Source organism: Martelella sp. AMO21009 (genome assembly GCF_053484295.1).
This window is the reverse complement of record NZ_JBAKFR010000002.1, coordinates 257,209-278,498: the sequence shown is the minus strand read 5'-3', so window position 1 is coordinate 278,498 and position 21,290 is coordinate 257,209. Positions and strand designations below refer to the sequence as shown.

20 protein-coding genes are annotated in these 21,290 nt (G+C 61.6%); 10 read left to right on the top strand and 10 right to left on the bottom strand.

From position 1 onward, the window contains the following. The first annotated feature begins 4 nt into the window (after nt 1–4). Entirely contained in the window at nt 5–1,045 is a 1,041-nt protein-coding gene (holA, locus tag V6766_RS03540) for a DNA polymerase III subunit delta (RefSeq protein WP_448463649.1), read from the top strand. Between the two features lie 351 nt (nt 1,046–1,396). On the opposite strand, the gene V6766_RS03535 is transcribed toward holA, so the two are convergent. The 8 genes from V6766_RS03535 to hemE form a co-directional block, all read right to left on the bottom strand. Then, the gene (locus V6766_RS03535; RefSeq protein WP_448463647.1) at nt 1,397–2,269 is read right to left on the bottom strand and encodes a ParB/RepB/Spo0J family partition protein; all 873 of its coding nucleotides are present in this window, start codon (nt 2,267–2,269) and stop codon (nt 1,397–1,399) included. A gap of 22 nt (nt 2,270–2,291) precedes the next feature. Next, entirely contained in the window at nt 2,292–3,083 is a 792-nt protein-coding gene (locus tag V6766_RS03530; protein ID WP_448463645.1) for a ParA family protein, read from the bottom strand. Between the two features lie 17 nt (nt 3,084–3,100). After that, nucleotides 3,101–3,718: a 16S rRNA (guanine(527)-N(7))-methyltransferase RsmG gene (gene rsmG / locus V6766_RS03525; protein WP_448463643.1), complete on the bottom strand. Its 618-nt coding sequence runs from the start codon at nt 3,716–3,718 to the stop codon at nt 3,101–3,103. 3 nt (nt 3,719–3,721) lie between these two features. Continuing rightward, nucleotides 3,722–5,569, bottom strand: coding sequence for a tRNA uridine-5-carboxymethylaminomethyl(34) synthesis enzyme MnmG (gene mnmG / locus V6766_RS03520; protein ID WP_448463642.1), 1,848 nt, complete (start codon nt 5,567–5,569; stop codon nt 3,722–3,724). A gap of 130 nt (nt 5,570–5,699) precedes the next feature. Then, a complete protein-coding gene (mnmE, locus tag V6766_RS03515) occupies nt 5,700–7,010 on the bottom strand; it encodes a tRNA uridine-5-carboxymethylaminomethyl(34) synthesis GTPase MnmE (protein ID WP_448463641.1) in 1,311 nt (436 codons plus the stop codon). Between the two features lie 352 nt (nt 7,011–7,362). Next, the gene (gene rho / locus V6766_RS03510) at nt 7,363–8,628 is read right to left on the bottom strand and encodes a transcription termination factor Rho (RefSeq protein ID WP_448463640.1); all 1,266 of its coding nucleotides are present in this window, start codon (nt 8,626–8,628) and stop codon (nt 7,363–7,365) included. A gap of 199 nt (nt 8,629–8,827) precedes the next feature. Further along, nucleotides 8,828–9,358 (bottom strand): protoporphyrinogen oxidase HemJ, encoded by a 531-nt coding sequence (gene hemJ / locus V6766_RS03505; protein WP_448463639.1) that lies wholly within the window; start codon nt 9,356–9,358, stop codon nt 8,828–8,830. 24 nt (nt 9,359–9,382) lie between these two features. After that, nucleotides 9,383–10,408, bottom strand: a complete 1,026-nt coding sequence (gene hemE / locus V6766_RS03500; RefSeq protein ID WP_448463637.1) for a uroporphyrinogen decarboxylase — start codon at nt 10,406–10,408, stop codon at nt 9,383–9,385. A 408-nt stretch (nt 10,409–10,816) separates the two neighbouring features. Between hemE and V6766_RS03495 the strand changes: the two genes are divergently transcribed. The 5 genes from V6766_RS03495 to dnaQ are packed head-to-tail and all read left to right on the top strand — an operon-like array spanning nt 10,817 to nt 14,457. Further along, nucleotides 10,817–11,638, top strand: a complete 822-nt coding sequence (locus tag V6766_RS03495) for a pyruvate, water dikinase regulatory protein (protein ID WP_448463635.1) — start codon at nt 10,817–10,819, stop codon at nt 11,636–11,638. An 18-nt stretch (nt 11,639–11,656) separates the two neighbouring features. Further along, nucleotides 11,657–12,271 carry a Maf family protein gene (locus tag V6766_RS03490; protein ID WP_448463633.1) on the top strand — a complete coding sequence of 205 codons (615 nt, stop codon included), beginning with the start codon at nt 11,657–11,659 and terminating at the stop codon, nt 12,269–12,271. Continuing rightward, entirely contained in the window at nt 12,264–13,124 is an 861-nt protein-coding gene (locus tag V6766_RS03485; RefSeq protein WP_448463631.1) for a shikimate dehydrogenase, read from the top strand. The genes V6766_RS03490 and V6766_RS03485 overlap by 8 nt, the downstream gene beginning before the upstream one ends. Next, complete coding sequence (gene coaE, locus V6766_RS03480; protein ID WP_448463629.1) at nt 13,121–13,744, top strand: dephospho-CoA kinase; 624 nt, start codon at nt 13,121–13,123, stop codon at nt 13,742–13,744. Before V6766_RS03485 ends, coaE begins: the two co-directional genes overlap by 4 nt. Beyond that, nucleotides 13,744–14,457, top strand: a complete 714-nt coding sequence (dnaQ, locus tag V6766_RS03475; protein ID WP_448463627.1) for a DNA polymerase III subunit epsilon — start codon at nt 13,744–13,746, stop codon at nt 14,455–14,457. Before coaE ends, dnaQ begins: the two co-directional genes overlap by 1 nt. A 275-nt stretch (nt 14,458–14,732) precedes the next feature. Here dnaQ and V6766_RS03470 read toward each other — a convergent pair whose 3' ends face one another. Beyond that, nucleotides 14,733–15,623, bottom strand: a complete 891-nt coding sequence (locus V6766_RS03470) for an NAD-dependent epimerase/dehydratase family protein (RefSeq protein WP_448463625.1) — start codon at nt 15,621–15,623, stop codon at nt 14,733–14,735. Between the two features lie 243 nt (nt 15,624–15,866). Here V6766_RS03470 and V6766_RS03465 point away from each other — a divergent pair, with 243 nt between their 5' ends. From V6766_RS03465 to V6766_RS03455, 3 genes are all read left to right on the top strand, one after another. After that, a complete protein-coding gene (locus V6766_RS03465) occupies nt 15,867–16,820 on the top strand; it encodes a sugar-binding transcriptional regulator (RefSeq protein ID WP_448463623.1) in 954 nt (317 codons plus the stop codon). A 150-nt stretch (nt 16,821–16,970) separates the two neighbouring features. Then, nucleotides 16,971–18,065, top strand: coding sequence for a carboxynorspermidine decarboxylase (gene nspC, locus V6766_RS03460; protein ID WP_448463621.1), 1,095 nt, complete (start codon nt 16,971–16,973; stop codon nt 18,063–18,065). Between the two features lie 58 nt (nt 18,066–18,123). Then, nucleotides 18,124–19,368, top strand: a complete 1,245-nt coding sequence (locus V6766_RS03455; protein ID WP_448463619.1) for a saccharopine dehydrogenase NADP-binding domain-containing protein — start codon at nt 18,124–18,126, stop codon at nt 19,366–19,368. A 42-nt stretch (nt 19,369–19,410) separates the two neighbouring features. Here V6766_RS03455 and V6766_RS03450 read toward each other — a convergent pair whose 3' ends face one another. Then, on the bottom strand, nt 19,411–19,875 hold the full coding sequence (locus V6766_RS03450) for a hypothetical protein (RefSeq protein ID WP_448463617.1): 465 nt from the start codon (nt 19,873–19,875) through the stop codon (nt 19,411–19,413). Nucleotides 19,876–20,081: 206 nt separating this feature from the next. Here V6766_RS03450 and coaBC point away from each other — a divergent pair, with 206 nt between their 5' ends. Beyond that, nucleotides 20,082–21,281, top strand: coding sequence for a bifunctional phosphopantothenoylcysteine decarboxylase/phosphopantothenate--cysteine ligase CoaBC (gene coaBC / locus V6766_RS03445; protein WP_448463615.1), 1,200 nt, complete (start codon nt 20,082–20,084; stop codon nt 21,279–21,281). Nucleotides 21,282–21,290: the final 9 nt, after the last annotated feature.

Below are 21,290 nucleotides of genomic sequence, written 5' to 3'. Positions count from 1 at the left end.
CCCGATGACCGAGATAAAGTCCCACCAGTTTGACGGCTTCCTGCGCCAGGATGCCCGCAAATATCGGGTATTTCTGGTCTATGGCCCAGATCGCGGCCTCGTCAGCGAACGCGCCGCGCTGATCGCCAAGGGCACGGGCGTACCGCTGGATGATGCCTTCGCGGTGATGAAACTCGACAGCGGCGATGTCGATGCCGGGCGGATCATGGACGAGATGGGCGCGATCGGCCTGTTCGGCGGGGAGCGGCTCGTCTGGGTGCGCGCAGGCGGCAATGACAAGGCGCTCGCGGATGTGCTGAAAATGCTGGGCGAGAGCCCGCCCGAAAGCGCCTCGCTGATCATCGAGGCCGGCGAGCTGCGCAAGGGCACGGCCATGCGCAAGGCGGCGGAAAGTGCCCGCTCCATCGCGGCCATACCCTGCTATGCCGACGACGCGCGCGCGCTTAACGCATTGATCGATCAGGCTTTATCCGATGCTTCGCTGCGCATGACCCCGCCCGCGCGGCAATTGCTGTTGTCGCTGATCGGAGGCGACAGGCTGGCGACTCGCAACGAAATCGACAAGCTCGTGCTTTATGGCCGGGGCCTTGACGTCATCACCGAGGAGCACGTCGCCGCCGTGATCGGCGATGCCAGCGCGATCTCCGCAGATGATGCGGTAGACGCCGTACTTTCCGGCGATATGGCGGCGCTGCGCCACGCCATGGCCAAGACGGCGCAGTCGAAAACGCCGATTTTTCTGATCCTCAATGGCTGTATCCGCCAGTTTCATCTGCTCGACCAGATGCGCGCCGAAATGGAAAGCAAGCGCCTGCCCGCAAGCCAGGTGATGCAGACCCACGGGCGGCACATCTTCTTCAAGCGCAAGCCGATCTTCGAACGCGCGCTTGGCGCCTGGAACAGCGCGGCTACGGCCCGGGCGCTCAGGCTTTTGGCCGATACCGTGCTGAAGACACGCCAATATCCCGAGCTTGAGGAAAGCATTGCGATGCAGACCCTGCTTTCGCTCTCGCTGCGATCAAACCGGGCGGCGACGCGGGCCTGACGTTTGGAAGGCCGGGGAACGGAGTTTGCCTTCTGTTGAAGGCAGGGTTATCGCATACGGCGTAGCAGCTTGCTCCCATTACTCTCTCCCGCTTGCGGGAGAGATGTCCCGAAAGGGGCAGTGAGGGTGAAGCAGCGTATCCAATCGTGAGGGCGTCCGAGAGGAAAGACTCCCCCCTCACTGTCGCTTTCGCGACATCTCTCCCCTCCGGGGCGAGAATATTGGGGGCTATGCGGAAAAGTCATATGCGATAGCCCTATACTGTTGAAACGAGACCTTCTTGCGCGAAGATCTCATACTGGGCATACCTTCTTTCAGGCCTTTGAATTTAAATAGAAAAATTGTGTCATATCAATTCGGCGTGCGATCCAGACGGCGACACAGATCGTCGAGCTGATCCAGCGTCTTGTAGCTGATCCGGATCTGCCCGCCATTGGTTTTATGATCGATCACGACCGACAGTCCGAGCCGATCAGAGAGCGTCTGCTCCAGCGCCAGCGTATCGGCGTCCTTCTGACGCGGCGCCCGGTTGCTCTGGCCACCGCCCTCGATAGCCTTCTGCGCCAGCTTTTCGGCATCGCGCACGGAAAGGCCGCGCTCGACGATGGTGCGGGCAAGGCTTGCCGGGTCGGGCGTGGAGATCAGGGCGCGCGCATGGCCGGCAGACAAAGCGCCTTCGGCCAGCATTGTCTGCACCCCTTCGGGCAGTTTCAGCAGCCGCAAACTGTTCGCGACATGGCTACGGCTCTTGCCGATAATGTCACCGAGATCGTTCTGGGTATAGCCATGTTCTGCGATTAGCAGCTCGTAACCATTGGCCTCTTCCAGCGGGTTGAGATCGGCGCGCTGGACATTCTCGACGATGGCGATTTCCAGCGCCGTGCGGTCATCGACATCGCGGATCAGCGCCGGTACATCGGCAAGGCCCGCAAGCTGGGCCGCGCGCCAGCGGCGTTCGCCGGCGATGATCTCGTAGCGTTGTGCGCCAATTGTGCGCACCACGACCGGCTGGACGATGCCGTGCTGGCGCACGGAGGCGGCCAGATCGCGCAGATCCGCTTCCTCGAAATGGCGACGCGGATTGCGCGGGTTGCGGGTGATGAACTCGATCGGGATCCGGCGGTCGGCCGTCACCGGAGCACTGGCTTCTTCGGGCTTCTCGATATCGCCGATCAGGGCGGCGAGACCGCGGCCGAGTCGCCGTTTGGAATTGTCATCACTCATCGCGTTCACCATGTTAATCGCATCACGCCGCTGCCAGCGCACGCTCGCGCTGGATAATTTCCGAGGCAAGCTGGATATAGGCCTGGCTGCCCTGGCATTTGAGATCGTAAAGGATCACCGGCTTGCCGAAGGACGGAGCCTCGGAGACCCGGACGTTGCGCGGAATCAGCGTCTTGTAGACCTTGTCGCCCATATAGTCCCGCACATCGCTGACCACCTGCTGGGCGAGATTGTTGCGGCTGTCATACATGGTCAGCACCACGCCCTGGATTTCCAGTTTCGGATTGATGGTGCTGCGCACTTCCGAAACGGTGTCGAGCAGCTGGCTGAGCCCCTCCAGCGCGAAAAATTCGCATTGCAACGGTACGAGAATGGCGTTGGCCGCACCCATGGCGTTCATCGTCAGAAGATTGAAGGAAGGCGGGCAATCGCAGAACACGTAGCGGTAATTGGTGATATCGCTGTGCGAAAGCGCATCGCGCAGCTTGAACACCCGGCGGGGATCGCTGGCGATCTCAAGCTCGAAGCCGAGCAGATCGAGCGTCGAGGGAACGATATCGAGATTGGGAACGGCGGTATGCACCGCGGCCTCGGCGACGGTCTTTTCGCCGATCAGCACGTCATAGGCCGAAATTTCCCGCTGGTTGCGCTCGATGCCCAGCCCGGTGGAGGCATTCCCCTGCGGATCGAGGTCGACGATCAGGACCTTCTCACCGATCGCCGCGAGCGCGGTTGCCAGGTTGATCGCCGTCGTCGTCTTGCCGACGCCGCCCTTCTGGTTGGCGACGGTGATGATCCTGGTTTTCTGGTTCATGATCGTCCCGCCTGTCTTCAAAGAACCGGTGCAAGGCGCGCGATTTCGAGGATTACGGAGCCGGGCTCGACCTTGCTTTCATGTTTTACCAGATCGAACGACCATCGGTCACGCGCTTTGTCGATCTCGCGCTGATAATCCCGCCCCTTGTGGAAAAAAGCGCGGAAGGAAGGGTCTGCCGCGAACCAGGGTGCCGCATAATTCAGCAATTGATCGAGCGACGCCAGCGCCCGCGCCGACATCAGCTGCGGCGCTTCGATCTCCGCCGGCGCCGTCTCGGCTCGGATAGGATGGACGCTGGCGCGCGCGCCGGTCTCGCGGATCGCGGTGCGCAGGAACGAGGCCTTCTTGTTGTTGCTCTCGACAAGGTGCACCCAGCCCTTTCCGGCCTCGGCCAGAAAGACTGCCGTCACAATGCCGGGAAAGCCGCCGCCGCTGCCGAGATCGATCCATGTCCTGGGCTCGGGCGCGAGCTGGAACAATTGCGCGCTGTCGGCAATGTGCCGATCCCAGATCTGCTGGCGGGTGGACGGCGCAACCAGATTGATCGCCTTCGCCCATTTCTCAAAATGGCGGACGAAGCCGTCCAGCCGCGCCTCTGTTTCACGTGAAACATCGATGCCATTCAGCTTCATCGCTCAGGCCGCCCGCAGCTTCAACCGCACCAGCAGCAGCGAAAGCGCCGCTGGAGTCATGCCGTCAATCCGGCTTGCCTGCGCGATGGTCGCGGGTCGCGCCGCCGAGAGCTTGCCTTTCAGCTCGTTGGAAAGACCCGACAGGCTACTATAGTCGAACTCCAACGGGATCGCCCTGCCCTCGTCACGCTGCACTTCCGCGATATCAGCGGCTTGCCGGTCGAGATAGACGGCGTAACAGGCTTCGATCTCCAGCGCGCTCTGCACCGCCGAAGGGATAGAGCCAAGCTCGGGCCAGATCGCGGCAATCCCGGCAAAGTCCTGCTCCGGATAAGCAAGAAGATCATAGGCGCTGCGGCGCTGGCCATCCTGATTGAGCTTCAACCCGTGGCGCGCCGCCTCATTGGGCGTCAGCGAACGACTCTTCAGCGCCGCCCTCCCCTCATCGATCGCCGCCATATAGTCCGTGAATTTTTCCCGCCGTTCACTGGTCGCAATCCCCAGCGCTACCGCCATCGGCGTTAGCCGCTGGTCAGCATTATCGGCACGCAGCGTTAAGCGATACTCGGCGCGCGAGGTGAACATGCGGTAAGGCTCCGCCACGCCACGCGTGGTGAGGTCATCGATCATCACGCCGATATAGGAGTCCGTGCGCGAGAAGGTCACCCGCTCGGAGCCGGACGCAAGCATCGCCGCATTCAAACCGGCAACCAGCCCCTGCGCGCCCGCCTCCTCGTAACCGGTCGTGCCGTTGATCTGGCCTGCCAGAAACAGCCCGCCGAGCTTTTTCAATTCAAGCGAGCCCGAAAGTTCGCGCGGATCGACATGATCATATTCGATGGCATAGCCCGGCTGCAGGATCGTCACCTTCTCCAGGCCGGGGATCGCGTGAACGAAAGCATCCTGAACCTCTTCCGGCAACGATGTCGAGATACCGTTGGGATAGACCGTCGGGTCGTCCAGACCCTCCGGCTCGAGAAAAATCTGGTGCCCGTCGCGATCGCCGAAGCGCATGATCTTGTCTTCGACAGACGGGCAATAGCGCGGCCCGACGCCTTCGATCTGGCCGGAATACATCGCCGAAAGACCGATATTCTCCCGGATGATGTCGTGCACCTTCGGCGTCGTCCGGGTGATGCCGCAATCGATCTGCGGGTTCTGCACCTCGGTCGTCATGAAGGAAAACGGTGTCGGGTCCGTATCCGCGCTCTGGCGGTCCAGCGAATCCCAGTCGATGGTCCGACCGTCGAGCCGCGCCGGCGTGCCGGTCTTCAACCGACCGAGGGAAAGCCCAAGCCGCGCAAGTGTCGCCGAGAGGCCGACGGACGCCGCCTCGCCGACCCGGCCGGCAGGAATTTTCCGGGTTCCGATATGGATCAGACCCCGCAGAAACGTGCCAGTGGTCAACACCGCCGCGCCGCAGGCAAAGCGCTGGCCATCGCCGAGGATGACTGCGGAAACCCGGCCGTTGGCGGTTTCCAGATCGAAGACATCGCCTTCGAGAATGTTGAGGTTTTCGATCTCGGAGAGCGCCGCCTGCATGGCCTGACGGTAAAGCTTGCGATCCGCCTGGCTGCGGGGACCGCGCACGGCCGGTCCCTTGCGGCGGTTCAGCATCCGGTACTGGATCGCGGCGGCATCGGCGACGCGGCCCATCAGCCCGTCCAGCGCATCGATCTCGCGCACCAGATGGCCCTTGCCAAGACCGCCGATCGCGGGGTTGCACGACATCACGCCAATGGTTTCGCGGCTATGGGTGATCAGCGCGGTCTTGGCGCCGGCGCGGGCCGCGGCGCTAGCGGCCTCGCAGCCGGCATGGCCGCCGCCGATGACGATGACATCATAGGACATTCGTGACTCCATGGCTCGACGGGCCGTCGCCCGGAGCCTTTCTCCGCCGCTTACGCGGCCGGGTATTTTTAATGCGTTGTGCCGTTTGCCGGCGGGCGAGTCAAGATTGTTTCACGTGAAACAAATCCGCTCACTTGCCGACGCAGAACGACGAGAAGATCACATCCAGCAGATCCTCGACGTCCACCCGCCCGGTAATCCTGCCCAGCGCGACAGCGGACTGCCGCAGCGCCTCGGCGGGTATCTCCGGCGAGTGATCCCTGGCAGCCAGCGCAGTCTGAATTTGATGCAGCGTTTCCTTCAGATAGCCGACCTGGCGATCGCGCACCGGCAGTGACAAGGAAGCGCCAGCCAGCCGGGCCTCAAGCCGCGCCTTTATCATCTCGACCAGGCGATCCATGCCCGCGCCTGTTCGAGCCGAAATCAGCAGGTCAAAGTCGGCCTCGGCTCCGTTCCCGGTGTCCGCCTTGGTGCCGATCCGCAGGCACTCGCCTTCGAAGCGCTCCGCTGAGTGGCCCGATCCTATATCACTAAGGGAGAGGATCAGGTCCGCCTCCTCCAGCAGGGCCCGTGCCCGCCGCATCCCTTCCGCCTCGACGACATCATCGCTGTCGCGCAGACCAGCAGTGTCGCAAAGTCGAACGGCATAGCCATCGAGGTCAAGATAGACCTCCAGAATATCGCGCGTCGTACCGGCCACATCGGTGACAATCGCGACATCCCGACGCGCGAGCGCGTTCATCAGGCTGGATTTGCCGGCATTGGGAGGACCGGCAATCACAACGCGATAGCCATCGCGGATAATCTCCCCTGCCCTGCTGCCGGCAATGTGGCTTTCGATCTGGCGGCCAACTTCCTCGACCGTGCCCCAAATCGTGGCCGATACCGAACCCGGAATATCGTCCTCATCGGAAAAATCGAGTTCGGCCTCGATCATTGCCCGCGCATGGGTCAGTTCGCGCGCCCAGCCCTCATAGAGCTCGGAAAGACCGCCGCCTGCCTGCTCCAGCGCCAGCCGCCGCTGCATCTCGGTTTCGGCGGCGATCATGTCGGAAATGCCTTCGGCCTCGACAAGATCGATCTTGCCGTTTTCAAACGCGCGGCGGGTAAACTCTCCGGCTTCTGCATGCCGCAGGCCCAGGCCTGCCAATCGGTCGAGCATTGCCCGCACCACCGCACGCCCGCCATGAAGCTGGAACTCGATGCAATCCTCGCCGGTGAAGGAGGCCGGCCCCGCAAAGGCCAGAACCAGCGCCGTGTCGATCGGAAGCCCTGCGCCATCGACAAGCTTCATCAGGCGCGCCTTGCGTGGCTCCGGCACGGCGCCGGCAATCGCAAGGCAACAGGAAAAAGCGTCTTTTCCCGACACCCGCACCACCGCCACGCCGGAAGGCAGGGCGCCGCTCGATAGCGCGTAGATGGTGTCGCCGGCAGCGGCCATATTTAAGAAACCTATTTTATTTCAATAACTTATCAGTATTTGGCAACGCCACCACCGATTCGCCGCCACATGGTCAAGGCGTTACCGCTTGCTCCCAATACTCTCTCCCGCTGGCGGGAGAGATGCCCCGAAAGGGGCAGTGAGGGTGGCGCGGCGGTCCAGATCGCGAGGGCGTTCGCGGTGATAGCTTCCCCCCTCACTGTCGCTTTCGCGACATCTCTCCCCTCCGGGGCGAGAAGATTAGGGGGCTATGCGGCGAATGCCACGGGGGGTCCATCCCACCTTCAATGCGGTACACAACCAATTGCAGATAGGCCTCGGTCAGACAAAACTCGCCCGGCCCCCGCCCCGTTTAGGTATTCATCGATTCGAAGAATTCGGCGTTGTTCTTGGTCTGCTTCAGCTTGTCGATCAGGAATTCGATGCCGTCCGTCGTGCCCATGGGGGCGAGGATGCGGCGGAGGACGAAAATCTTCTGCAGGTCCTGGCGCGGCACCAGCAGGTCTTCCTTGCGGGTGCCGGATTTGAGGATATCCATGGCCGGGAAGATGCGCTTGTCGGCGACCTTGCGGTCGAGCACGATTTCCGAGTTGCCGGTGCCCTTGAATTCCTCGAAGATCACCTCGTCCATGCGGCTGCCGGTATCGATCAGCGCGGTTGCGATAATCGTCAGCGAACCGCCCTCCTCGATGTTGCGGGCAGCACCAAAGAAGCGCTTCGGACGCTGCAGCGCATTGGCGTCGACGCCGCCGGTCAAGACCTTGCCGGAAGACGGCACGACGGTGTTGTAGGCGCGGCCGAGACGGGTAATCGAGTCGAGCAGGATCACGACATCGCGCCCGTGCTCCACCAGGCGTTTTGCCTTTTCTATAACCATTTCAGCGACTTGAACGTGACGGACGGCAGGCTCGTCGAAGGTCGAGGACACCACCTCGCCATTGACCGAACGCTGCATGTCGGTCACTTCCTCGGGCCGCTCGTCGATCAGAAGCACGATCAGGAAACATTCGGGATGATTGGCGGTGATCGAATGGGCGATGTTCTGCAAAAGCACGGTCTTGCCGGTGCGCGGCGGGGCGACGATCAGGCCGCGCTGGCCCTTGCCGAGCGGCGCCACCAGATCGATGACGCGGGCGGAATGATCCTTGGAGGTCGGGTTGTCGAGCTCCATCTTGAAGCGCTCATTGGGATAGAGCGGCGTCAGGTTGTCGAAATGGACCTTGTGACGGATCTTTTCCGGATCGTCGGAATTGATGGTGTTGACCTTGAGCAGGGCGAAATAGCGCTCGCCCTCCTTCGGTCCACGGATCGGTCCTTCAACCGTGTCGCCGGTCTTCAGCGCGAAGCGGCGGATCTGGGAGGGCGAAATATAGATATCGTCCGGGCCGGGAAGATAGTTGGCATTGGCCGAACGCAGGAACCCGAAACCGTCCTGAAGGACCTCGACCACGCCCTCGCCGATGATCTCGACGTCCTGGGCGGCAAGCATTTTCAGGATGGCAAACATGAGTTCCTGTTTGCGCATCGTGCTCGCGCCCTCGACTTCGACGGATTCGGCAAAGGCAAGGAGATCGGTAGGCGTTTTACTCTTCAGTTCCTGAAGCTTCATTTGAGACATGAAGAAAACCGTGATGTTGTCATGATGATAGCAAGGCCGGTTGCGCTGGTAGAGCAGTGCCAATTCGGATTGGCAAAGGGGGATACTTTCGCACAGCCTTTTGGATGAGTGGCCGGAAGATACTGATTTGCCGCTGTCGTTACAAGAGCAAAAACCGCATTTTTATCGCCAAAACCGGCCGAATCCGTTCATCAGATGATTAAAACGGCTTCAAAACCACCATTATGACGATAATGATCATCAAAACGGTCGGCGCCTCGTTCACGATCCGCCAGTGTTTCGCGCTCTTGGTACGCTTGTCCGCCGCAAAATCCTTCATCGCCTTGCTGAGATAGCCATGGACGCCCGATAGCAGGAAAACCGCGAAAATCTTGACATGCAGCCAGCCGCCGGAAAACCGGAAACCCTCCCAGGCGAGGTATAGACCGAAAATCCATGTCAGAATCATGGCCGGGTTCATGATCGCCTTCATCAGCCGGTATTCCATGACCTTGAAGGTTTCAGAGCTTTCGGAGCCGGGCGCGGTATCGGCGTGATAGACGAACAGACGCGGCATATAGAACATGCCGGCCATCCAGGCGATCACCGCCATGATGTGGATTGCCTTGGCCCAGAGATAGAAATTGTCGCGGTCGAAGATGTAGATGCCAAGACAGAGGGCCAGAAACACCAGCAGCGCCGTCATGGCCCGTCCTGCCGCCTTGCTGCCGGCGTTGTTCCGATCTGCCATCAGGCATCCTCCCCTTTGAAAAGATTATTCTTCGCCTCTGACGAGCCGTACAAGTGCTGCCACATGCTCGGGATCGGCCTCGGGCGTGATCCCGTGGCCCAGATTGAAGATCAGCGGCCCGTCCGCAAGGGCTTCGAGAATAGCAAGGGCGCGGCTTTTCATCGCATGGCCGCCGGCGACAACGGAGAGCGGGTCGAGATTGCCCTGCACCGGTCCATCCTTCTGCAGGTCTCTGGCGATGGCAAGAGGCACCGTCCAGTCGAGGCCGATGGCATCCGCGCCGGTTTTGGCTCTGTAGGTCGAAAGATTAGGGCCAGCGCCCTTGGCAAAGGCGATGATCTTCGCCTCCGGATGCGCCGCCCGCACCTTCGCAACGATCCGGGCGACGGGTGCCGCGGCAAAGTCGGCAAAATCCTGCTCGCCGAGCACGCCGGCCCAGCTGTCGAAGATCTGCACCGCGCCCACACCGGCCGCGAGCTGGCGGATCAGGTAATCGGCCGAGAGATCGGCGAGGTAGTCGAGCAGCCTCAAAAATTCGCGTCTATGGCGATAGGCAAACAGCCGCGCCGGCGCCTGGTCGGGCGTGCCGCGCCCGGCAATCATATAGGTCGCCACCGTAAAGGGCGCACCGCAGAAGCCAAGCAGCGCCGTTTCCTCCGGCAGCTCCCGGCGTATCCGCTTTACCGCTTCGATGACCGGATCGAGCCGACTTTCGTCATAGCTCTTTTCAAGAGCCATAATCCCGTCTGCGTCAATCGGGTCGAGTCTCGGTCCTTCCCCTGCCTCGAAGCGGACATTGCGCTTCAACGCATCGGGGATCACGAGGATGTCGGAAAACAGGATCGCCGCGTCAAAGCCATATCGCCGGATCGGCTGCAACGTCACTTCCGTTGCAAAATCCGGATTGTAGCAGAGGTTCAGAAAACCGCCGGCCTTTTCCCGCACGGCGCGGTATTCCGGCAGATAGCGTCCTGCCTGGCGCATCAGCCAGATTGGCGGCGGGTTTACGGTCTCGCCATCCAGCACCCGTTCCAGTGCCCTTTTCGCCATATCCCCAGCCTCGCCTCTAAATGAATCTTGTTTTATTCGGTTTCTTTTATTTCTTAGAGTCTGTGACGATCAAGGATTAAAGCTTTTGCCGCAGTCATGAGTCATTTCCACGGTTTCCAGTTTCGCTGCAGCGATTTTCGCCACTCAGATTCCGGCAGACCGGGGATTTCGTGATCAATCTCAAGGAATTCGGGCCCTCCGGACTCTGGCGCGCGGTGAAAACCCTGTGTAAAACCTCCGGAAAAGCGGTGCGGTGGTCGCCATTGTCCCCGTTTTCAACAGGTTGGATTTCTCGCTTTCCGTATTTGAGCATATGTGGATAAACGCTCCCGCTTCCCACAGGCGAAACCCGGACGAGATTTTTCATCCCGGTTTCTCCAGCGTTATGAACAGCAGGCGAAGGACATCGTGGAAAACCGGAAAAACTTCTTTCACCTGCATCTGATCTCCGATTCGACGGGCGAAACGCTGATTTCGGCGGGCCGCGCGGTATCCGCCCAGTTCGGCGGTCATGAGCCGATCGAACATGTCTATCCGCTGATAAGAAGCCGCAAGCAGTTGCTCACCGTCCTGCGCGCGATCGATGAGGCGCCGGGCATCGTGCTCTATACGGTTGTCAACGAGGAGCTTTCCGCCCTGATCCACGAGATGTGCCGCGATATGGGGGTGCCGAGCGTCAATGTGCTGGAGCCGGTGGCTGCCGTGTTCCAGTCCTATCTCGGCACCACGCTGCAACGCAGGGTCGGCGCGCAGCACAGCCTCAACGAGGATTATTTCGCCCGCATCGAGGCGCTGAACTTCACCATGGAGCATGATGACGGCCAGATGCCCGAGACCTATGACGAGGCCGATATCGTCATATTGGGGATCAGCCGGACATCGAAAACGCCGACATGCGTCTATCTCGCCAATCGCGGCGTCAAGGTCGCCAATATCCCTATCGTGCCGGGGGTGGCGCTGCCGGACAGTCTCTATCGCGCGCAAAAACCGCTGATCGTCTGCCTGATCGCCTCGACCGGACGGATTTCGCAGGTCCGCGAGTTCCGCGAATTCGGCGCCGGCGGGGATCATGGCAAGAGCGATTATACCGACCGCGCCGTCATTGCCGAGGAGCTGAAATACGCCCGCGCGCTTGCCGCCCGCAATGACTGGCCGATCATCGACGTCACCCGCCGCTCGATCGAGGAGACGGCGGCGGCGATCCTCGCCCTGAAACACCAGCGCGGCTGAAGAGCCTGAGGGAGAAATATGAACGCCACCGATGAAAAACCCGCGATCGTGCTCGCCTCCACCAGCCGGTCCCGCCGCTCCCTGCTCGAAAATGCCGGCCTCGCCTTCACCGCCGTAAAGCCCGACGTCGATGAACGCGCCATCGAGGCCCCCTATCTGAAAGAGGGTGTCACACCGGCCTTCCTGGCGGGCCTGCTGTCGCGCGAAAAGGCGCTCGATGTTTCGGCGCGGGCGGAAAATGCGTTTGTGATCGGCGGCGACCAGGTCATGGAATTCGAAGGCCGGCCCTATTCCAAGCCGGAAAGCCGGGAGGAGGCCCGCGATCATCTGAGGCGTCTTTCGGGCAAAAGCCATTCACTGATCAGCGCATTCGCGATCGCCAGAAACGGCGAGATCCTGTTCGAGGCGGCGGAGACGGCGCGGCTCACCATGCGAACGCTCGATGAGGCGGCGATCGAGCGCTATCTCGCGCTCCTGCCGGATCACACCCTTTTTTCCTCCGGCGTTTACCAGCTCGAAGGACCGGGCGTGCAACTGTTTACGAAAATCGAGGGCGATTTCTTCACGATATTGGGCCTGCCGATGCTGACGCTTTTGAAGGGCCTGCGCAAACTGGGAGCGATTGATGAGTGATTCACGTGAAACGGCAAAGCCAAGGGCCTGCGTTATCGGCCATCCGGTGGATCAGTCGCGCTCGCCGCTGGTGCATGGCTACTGGCTGAAGAAATACGGTATCGACGGAGAGTATGTCCGTCAGGATGTCGCGCCCGGCGCGATCGGGGAGTTCATGGATAAGCTGCGCTCCGGCGAGGCCGGCTATGTCGGCTGCAATGTCACCATGCCCTACAAGGCCGCAGCCTTCGAGCTTGCCGACGAGCGCGACGAGCTTGCAACCACGCTCGGCGTCGCTAACACGCTGTGGGTCGAGGATGGCCGCATCCACGCCACCAATACCGATGGCTTCGGCTTTGCCAGCAGTCTCGACGCGCTCCATCCGGGCTGGGATTATGCCGAGCGCGCGGTGGTGCTGGGCGCCGGCGGCGGGGCGAGCGCCGTGGTGCTGGCGCTGAAGAATCGCGGCTTTTCCCATGTCCATATCGTCAACCGCACGCTGGCGCGCGCCTCAGAGCTCGCCTTCCGGCTCGGCGATCGCGTGCATGCCCACGACATGGACAATCTCGAAGCGGTGATGGAAGGCGCGGGCCTGTTCGTCAACACCACCTCGCTCGGCATGAAGGGCGGCGCGGTTCCGGAGTTCGATTTCTCGCCGCTCAATGAAAACGCGATTGTCGCCGATATCGTCTATGTGCCGCTGGAAACCCCGATCCTCAAACAGGCGAAACAACAGGGTTTCAGGACCGCCGAGGGCATTGGCATGCTGCTCTATCAGGCGGTGCCCGGTTTCGAGAAATGGTTCGGCAAGACGCCGGAAGTCGATGACGGGTTGATGGCCGAAATCCTCGCTGACCTTGGAGAAACCGTATGATATTGCTCGGCCTCACCGGATCGATCGGCATGGGCAAGTCGACCACGGCAGGCTTTTTTGCCGAGGCCGGCATGCCGGTATTCAACGCCGATGAGGCCGTGCACCGCCTTTACCGCGGCCGGGCGGTGGAACCTGTGGAAGCGGCTTTCCCCGGCGTCGTCGTCAATGGTGCGATCGACCGGCAGAAGCTCAGCGCCGCGCTTGCCGGCAAGGCGGAAAACTTCAAGCGGCTCGAGGCGATCGTCCATCCGCTGGTGCGCGAGGAGCGGCGGGCCTTTCTGGAACAGGCCCAGGCCGATGGTGCGCCGATCGCGGTGCTCGATGTGCCGCTGCTTTACGAAACCGGCGGCGAGCGCGATGTCGATTATGTCGTGGTCGTCACCTGCGATCCGGAAATTCAGCGCGAACGCGTGCTCTCGCGGCCGGGAATGACAGTGGAAAAACTGGAAACCGTGCTGAAACAACAGCTCCCCGATAGCGAAAAACGGGCGCGTGCGGACTATACTGTCGACACTGGTGATGGCATGGACGCGGCGCGCGCGGCGGTTGGCGCGATCATTGCCGATCTCACACGTCGAGGCCCGCGGGCGACAAGAGACAGCACAAGGGACAGCATCTGATGAAGGCGCAGCGCGATATCATCTTCGATACCGAAACCACCGGCATGGACAAGAATGACGACCGGATCATCGAGATCGGCGCCGTCGAACTGATCGACCATTTTCCGACCGGCCGCACCTTCCACGTCTATATCAATGCCGATGGCAAGACCGTGCACCCGGAAGCCCTGCAGGTGCACGGAATCACGGATGAATTCCTGCAGGACAAGCCGAAATTCTCGGAAATCGCCGATGACCTTCTGGCCTTTTTCGACGGTGCGCGCTGGATCGCTCACAATGCGTCCTTCGATATGGGCTTCATTAATGTCGAACTCGGCCGGCTGGGCAAGGGACCGATCGCCGATGAGATGGTGCTCGACACGCTGGCGCTGGCGCGGCGCAAACATCCGATGGGCCCCAACAGCCTCGATGCGCTCTGCAAGCGCTATGCGATCGACAATGCCCACCGCACCAAGCACGGCGCGCTGCTCGATGCCGAGCTGCTGGCCGAGGTTTATATCGAGATGTCGGGCGGCCGGCAGGCGGCGTTCCGCCTCGTCAATGCCGGCGACGGCGACCAGTATGACGCCGACGGCAATGTCCGCAAGCTTCCCCCCCTCGTCCGTCCCCGCCCGCTTGCCCCGCGCATTCACCCGGAAGAACTGGAAGCGCATGCCAAGATGGTCGCCAAGATCGGCGACAAGGCGCTGTGGAATTCGGTGGCGGTGGAATAACGGGCGCGGCGGCTTGCCACCCCTAATCTCCCCCCTTGAGGGCAGGCGAATCGCATAGGCGTAGCGGCTTGCACCCAATACTCTCTCCCGCTGGCGGGAGAGATGCCCCGAAAGGGGCAGAGAGGGTGGTGCGGCTTTTCGTCTCGTGAGGGCGTTCGCGGGGAAACTCTCCCCCCTCACTGTCGCTTTCGCGACATCTCTCCCCGCCGGGGCGAGAAGATTGGGGGGCTATGCGGTCAAGCCATATGCGACAGCCGTTGTCTTTTCGCCGCGCCTCACTTCACATATTTGCGCCAGTCATGCTCCTCCCGAAACCCCAGAACCTCGCGGATCTTGCGGTTGGAGAGCGGGGCCTCGTATTCGTCCAGTTCGCGGGTAATCGGCGTGTTGGGCGCGTATTTGGCGAGGAAGCTTGCTGTCGGTTCGTTGGCGGTGATGGTGTCGTTGGTGGCGTTGAACACCTGAAAGCCGAGACCGTCCTTCTCAAGGCAGAGATCGACGATCTGGCCGAGATCGCGGGCGTCGATATAGCTCCATGCATTGCGCTTGCGCGAGGGCGGGTCGGCGAGGAAGCCCGGGAAATTGACATAGTCTTCCGGCGAGATCACGTTGCCGATCCTGAGGGCGTAAATGTCGGCGCCAAAGCGCATGGCGAAGGCGCGGGCGGTTTTCTCGTTGCAGACCTTCGAAAGCCCGTAGCTGTCCATAGGGTCGACATCGTAGTCCTCTTCCAGCGGGAACGACTTGAAATCCTTGTCGCCCTCGGTGAAGCAGACGCCATAGGTGGTTTCGCTCGACGCGATGATCACCTTCCGCACGCCAAGCTTCATCGCCGCCTCGATGACGTTATAGGTCGAGACCACATTGGTCTCATAGGTCACATTGTCGGGCTGCAGCAGCACGCGCGGCACGGCGGCGAAATGGACCACCGCGTCCGGCGCCTTCGGCAGCGCGCCGCTCTCATAGCCCTCAAAGCCGAAATGCATCGACAGCGCGTTGAAAACCTCGCCGCTCTTGGTCAGATCGGTGGTGAGCGTATTCACGCCCGGATGGTCGAGCGGTTTCAGGTCGAGATTGAGGACGCTGTGACCCCTGTCCAGAAGATAGGGAATGACATTGCGGCCGGCCTTGCCGCTGCCGCCGGTGAAAACGATACGCTTGCTCATGGTTCCTCACTGTCCGCCGTCCGGAAATGACGGCTTTTCCCGATCCGTTCGGGCGGCGCGAAACGGCCGCTGCCCGCTTTTATCGTCTTTGCCCCCCGACCGACAAGCCGGGGCGGTGATTTCAGCCTGCCCGATATCCGGGGAATGCGGGACGGCAAGCGCCGGGACCGGTTCCCTTCAAGCCTTGCAGGCACTAAGCTGCCGCTTGACGAAGGCTCAACGAAGGAAGATGGCGGCCCCGCAATGGCGAAGAAAACCGGCAAAACCTCCCGTCTCGATGACGCGGCGCGCGCCGGCTGGCTCTATTATGTCGCCGGCCGCACCCAGGACGAGATTGCCGCTGCCATGGGCATTTCCCGCCAGAGCGCCCAGCGCCTCGTGTCGCTGGCCATGTCGGAACGGCTGATCAAGGTCCGCCTCGACCATCCGATCGCCGAATGCCTGGCGCTTTCAAGCGCGCTGCAGCAGGAATTCGGGCTGAAACAGGCGGTGGTGGTGCCGAGCGATCCGGGCTCCGACAGTTCCGTCGCCGGCATTGCCGAGGAAGGGGCTGCCGAAATCGAACGCTGGCTGAAGCGCGCCGAGCCGACCGTGCTTGCCATGGGCACCGGCCGCACGCTGCGCGCCGCCGTGGAACAATTGCCGCCAATGGATTGCCCGCAGCACCGAATCGTCTCGCTCACCGGCAATATCAGCCCGGATGGCTCGGCGGCCTATTACAACGTCATCTTTCTGATGGCCGATGCCATCAATGCCCGCCATTTCCCGATGCCGCTGCCGGTTCTGGTGTCGACGCCCGAGGAGCGCATCCTGTTTCACGCCCAGCCGCTGGTGAAGCCGACGCTGGAGCTCGGCGCCACGGCGGATGCGACATTCGTGGGCATTGGCGAGCTCGGCCAGCACGCGCCCCTGCTGGTCGATGGTTTCCTGACCGCCGGCGAAATGGAGGAACTGCTTGCCGCGGGGGCAGCGGGCGAAATCTGCGGCTGGATCTTCGACGATAATGGCGAACTTCTGGACCATCCGATCAACCAGCGCGTCGCCAGCATTCCCATTCCCGTCCATGAGGATACCACGGTGTTTGGCCTCGCCCGCGGCGCGCGCAAGCATCGCGCCATCCGCGCCGCACTCCGGGGAGGCCAGATCAACGCGCTGATCACCGATGAGGACGCGGCGCGCTATCTGTTGAAGGGCTGATGGGGAGGCCCCACCCTTCCCCTCTTCGCGATCCTTTTCCCGTAACCCTTCCGCTTCGAGGTTGATTTTACCGTCCGCTTGAATATGTAGACCCCGACAGCCCGTTGCGCCCGGGCGCTTCTTTGACGCCGCCTGGAAGAGGTCACGCCGATGCAAACGCCCTATTATCTCATCGACAAGCAGCGTCTGACGGCGAACATGGAAAAGATCGCCTGGCTGCGCGAGGCCTCCGGCGCGAAGGCCCTGCTCGCGCTCAAATGCTTCGCCACATGGTCGGTGTTCGATCTGATGAGCCAGTATATGGACGGCACCACCTCGTCATCGCTCTACGAGGTCAAGCTCGGCTACGAGAAATTCGGCGGCGAGACCCATGCCTATTCGGTCGCCTATGCCGAGAACGAGATCGACGAGGTGCTGGAGAATTGCGACAAGATCATCTTCAATTCGGTGGGCCAGCTCACCCGGTTTGAAACACAGTCGGCCGACAGGATCCGCGGCCTTCGCGTCAACCCGCAGGTCTCGAGCTCGGATTTCGACCTTGCCGATCCCGCCCGGCCGTTCTCGCGGCTCGGCGAGCATGATCCGGCGGTGATCGAGCCGGTGCTCGACAAGGTTTCGGGCTTCATGTTTCATAATAATTGCGAAAACGAGGATTTCGAGCGTTTCGACGACATGCTCGGCGTGATCGAGGAACGCTTCGGCCATCTCCTGTCGCGGCTCGACTGGGTGAGCCTTGGCGGCGGCATTCATTTCACCGGCGAGAACTATCCGCTGGAAAGGCTCGCCGACCGGCTGAAGGCGTTTGCGGAAAAATACGGCGTTCAGGTCTATCTGGAACCCGGCGAGGCCGCGATCACCGGTGCGGCGACGCTGGAGGTGACGGTGCTCGACACGCTCAACAACGGCAAGGATCTCGCCATCGTCGATTCATCGATCGAGGCACATATGCTGGACCTATTGATCTATCGCGAACGCGCGAAGCTCTCGCCCGACACCGGTCCCCACAAGGTGATGATCTGCGGCAAGTCCTGTCTTGCGGGCGATATTTTCGGCGAGTTTTCCTTCGAACAGCCGGTGAAGGTCGGAGATCGTCTTTCGATCGAAAACGCCGCCGGTTATACGATGGTCAAGAAGAACTGGTTCAATGGCGTGAAAATGCCGGCGATCGCACATCGGGAGCTCGATGGAACCATCCGTCCCGTGCGCCAGTTCGGCTATGAGGATTATGTCGCGAGCCTTTCGTGACGCCTGATTTTTCACCGGCCCAGCGGCCACAACGGACGAAACCGGAGACGTTGTCCTGATGAAGAAGAATGTCCTGATTATCGGCGCCGGCGGCGTCGCCCAGGTGGTGGCTCATAAATGCGCCCAGAACAATGATGTGCTCGGCGATATCCATATCGCCTCGCGCACCAAGGCGAAATGCGATGCGATCATCGAAAGCATCATGGAAAAGAAGGCGCTGAAGCAGGAGGGCGTGTTGCAGGCGCACCAGCTCGACGCGCTGGATATTCCGGCAACCGTCGGCCTGATCAAGGAGACCGGCGTCGAGATCGTCATCAATGTCGGCACGGCCTTCCTCAACATGTCGGTGCTGGAAGCCTGCCTTGAAACGGGTGCGGCCTATATCGACACCGCCATCCATGAAGAGCCGGACAAAATCTGCGAAACCCCACCGTGGTATGCGAACTACGAGTGGAAGCGGAAGGATCGTTGCGCCGAGAAAGGCGTGACCGCGATCCTCGGCGCCGGCTTCGATCCGGGCGTCGTCAACGCCTATGCGCGGCTTGCCAAGGACGACTATGTCGACGACATCACCGATATCGACATCGTCGACATCAACGCCGGCAGCCACGGCAAGTATTTCGCCACGAATTTCGATCCGGAAATCAATTTCCGCGAATTCACCGGCGTGGTTTACGCATGGCAGAACAATGAGTGGACCACGAACAAGATGTTCGAGATCGGCCATGAATTCGACCTGCCGGTGGTCGGCAAGCAGAAGGCCTATATGTCCGGCCATGACGAGATCCATTCGCTGGCGAAGAACATGGGCTCGCCCAATGTCCGCTTCTGGATGGGCTTCGGCGATCACTACATCAACGTCTTCACCGTGCTCAAAAGCCTCGGCCTGCTCTCCGAACAGCCGGTGAAATTGGCCGATGGCCAGGAAGTGGTGCCGCTCAAGGTGGTCAAGGCCGTGCTGCCCGACCCCTCTTCGCTCGCGCCCGGCTATACCGGCAACACCTGCATCGGCGACTTCGTCAAGGGCACCAAGGACGGCAAGCCGGCGGAAGTGTTCATCTACAACGTCTCGGACCACAAGGAAGCCTATAACGAGGTCGGCTCGCAGGGGATTTCCTACACCGCCGGCGTTCCCCCGGTTGCCGCCGCCATGCTGGTCGCCAACGGCGAATGGGACGTGAAGACCATGGCCAATGTCGAGGAACTGCCGCCCAAGCCGTTCCTGCACATCCTGAACCAGATCGGCCTGCCGACGCGGATCAGGGACGAAAACGGCGACCGGGCGCTCGATTTTTCGAAGTAAACTGAAACCCGGCGCGGCTTATTGAAACGGGCCGCGCCGGCTTCAGCGCGCAAGGCCGAACTGGATCTCGATCCGGTGATAACCGGCCTTGGCGCCGTTCCAGGCATGATAGATTTCCCGGCTCTCGCCAGAGAAGACATGGCGGGAGTGCTCGATCTCTTCCACAAGCGGCGCGTAGCCCTTCGTGAACAGACCCCGCATCGTGCCCTGATAGGTGGTGGTCGCAACGATGATCGCCTCGAATGCCGTGAGCGTGAACTCGCACTGATGGCGGTATCCGTCGGGCGCCGTCACCGGGCGGCAAATCGTCCAGTCAAACAGCGTCTTGCCGTCATGGGGCAGGTTCTGCGCCATGAAAATCCATGGACCGGCGACCGCGAGGCCGCAGGCCGCGGCCTCGGCTTCAATCCTCGGAGACAGCTCCGCCGCCGCCGCCTTTACGTCAGGGATGGCAAGGCGGCGCGATGCCGTCAGTCCCTTGAATGCTTCCGTCTCGATAATCTTCATCTCGTCCAACCCCGTTTCGAAAGGCGTGATAAACCCGCAATCGTTCGGGACCAACGAAATCTGTAGAAGATTTTTTCTTTCTGTGGCTTCAATCGGCGGTCCGGAAGACGAATTTTTCTCCGGCCAGGCTCCCGCCTTCAAGGGAGGGTTTTTCGGCGCAGCATCCATGCTAATGATAGCGGCAGAATGGTAGGGAAAGCACGCTCATGTCGCTTCAGGAAAAACGCATCCTTCTGATCATCGCCGGCGGCATCGCGGCCTATAAAAGCCTCGACCTGATCCGGCGGCTGAAGGAGCGCGGCGCGGCGGTGACCCCGATCATGACCGCAGCGGCGCAGGAATTCATCACGCCGCTTGCCGTCGGCGCGCTGACGGGCGGCCATGTGTTCACCGATCTGTTCTCGCGCGAGGACGAGCAGGATGTCGGCCATATCCGGCTCGCCCGCGAGCATGACCTGATCGTCGTCGCCCCCGCCACCGCCAGCCTGATGGCGAAGATGGCGGTGGGGATCGCCGATGATCTCGCCGGCGCGGTGCTTCTGGCGCGCGATTGCCCGGTGATGATCGCGCCCGCTATGAACCCGAAGATGTGGACGGCTGCGCCAACGGCGCGCCACCTCGCAACGCTCATTGGCGACGGTGTCATGACAATCGGCCCGATGGCGGGCGAAATGGCCGAGCGCGGCGAGGCGGGCACCGGGCGGATGGCCGAGCCGCTGGAGATCGTGGCGGCCGTTGAAGCGTTTTTCGCAGAAGCGCCGAAACCGCTTGCCGGAAGGCGCGCAATCGTCACCTCCGGCCCGACGGTGGAGGCGATCGATCCGGTGCGCTATATCGCCAACCGCTCCTCCGGCCGGCAGGGCCATGCGATCGCCGCTGCCCTCGCGCGGCTTGGCGCGGAGGTGACGCTGGTCGCAGGCCCGGTCAATATCGCCGATCCCGCAGGCGTCACCACCGTGCATGTCGAAAGCGCGCGCGAGATGCTCGCCGCGGTGGAGGAGGCACTCCCCGCCGATATCGCGGTCATGGTCGCGGCGGTATCGGACTGGCGGGCGGAGGATGCGGCCGCGCAGAAGATGAAGAAGAAGCCCGGCGCGGCGCCGCCGCCGCTGAAACTGATTGAAAACCCCGATATCCTGAAAACCGTCGGCCATCACCATGATCGCCCTTCGCTTGTCGTCGGTTTCGCCGCCGAAACCAACGATGTCGCCGCCTATGCGCGCGACAAGCTCGCCCGCAAGGGCGCCGATCTGATCGTCGCCAATGATGTGTCGGAAGAGGGCGTGATGGGCGGCCAGCGCAACCGGGTTACGCTGGTGACGACGGATGGTGCGGAGGATTGGCCCGATATGGACAAGGCTGAGGTCGCCGAAAGGCTTGCCGCATGGATCGCGGGCCGGTTTTAGGGCTGCGAT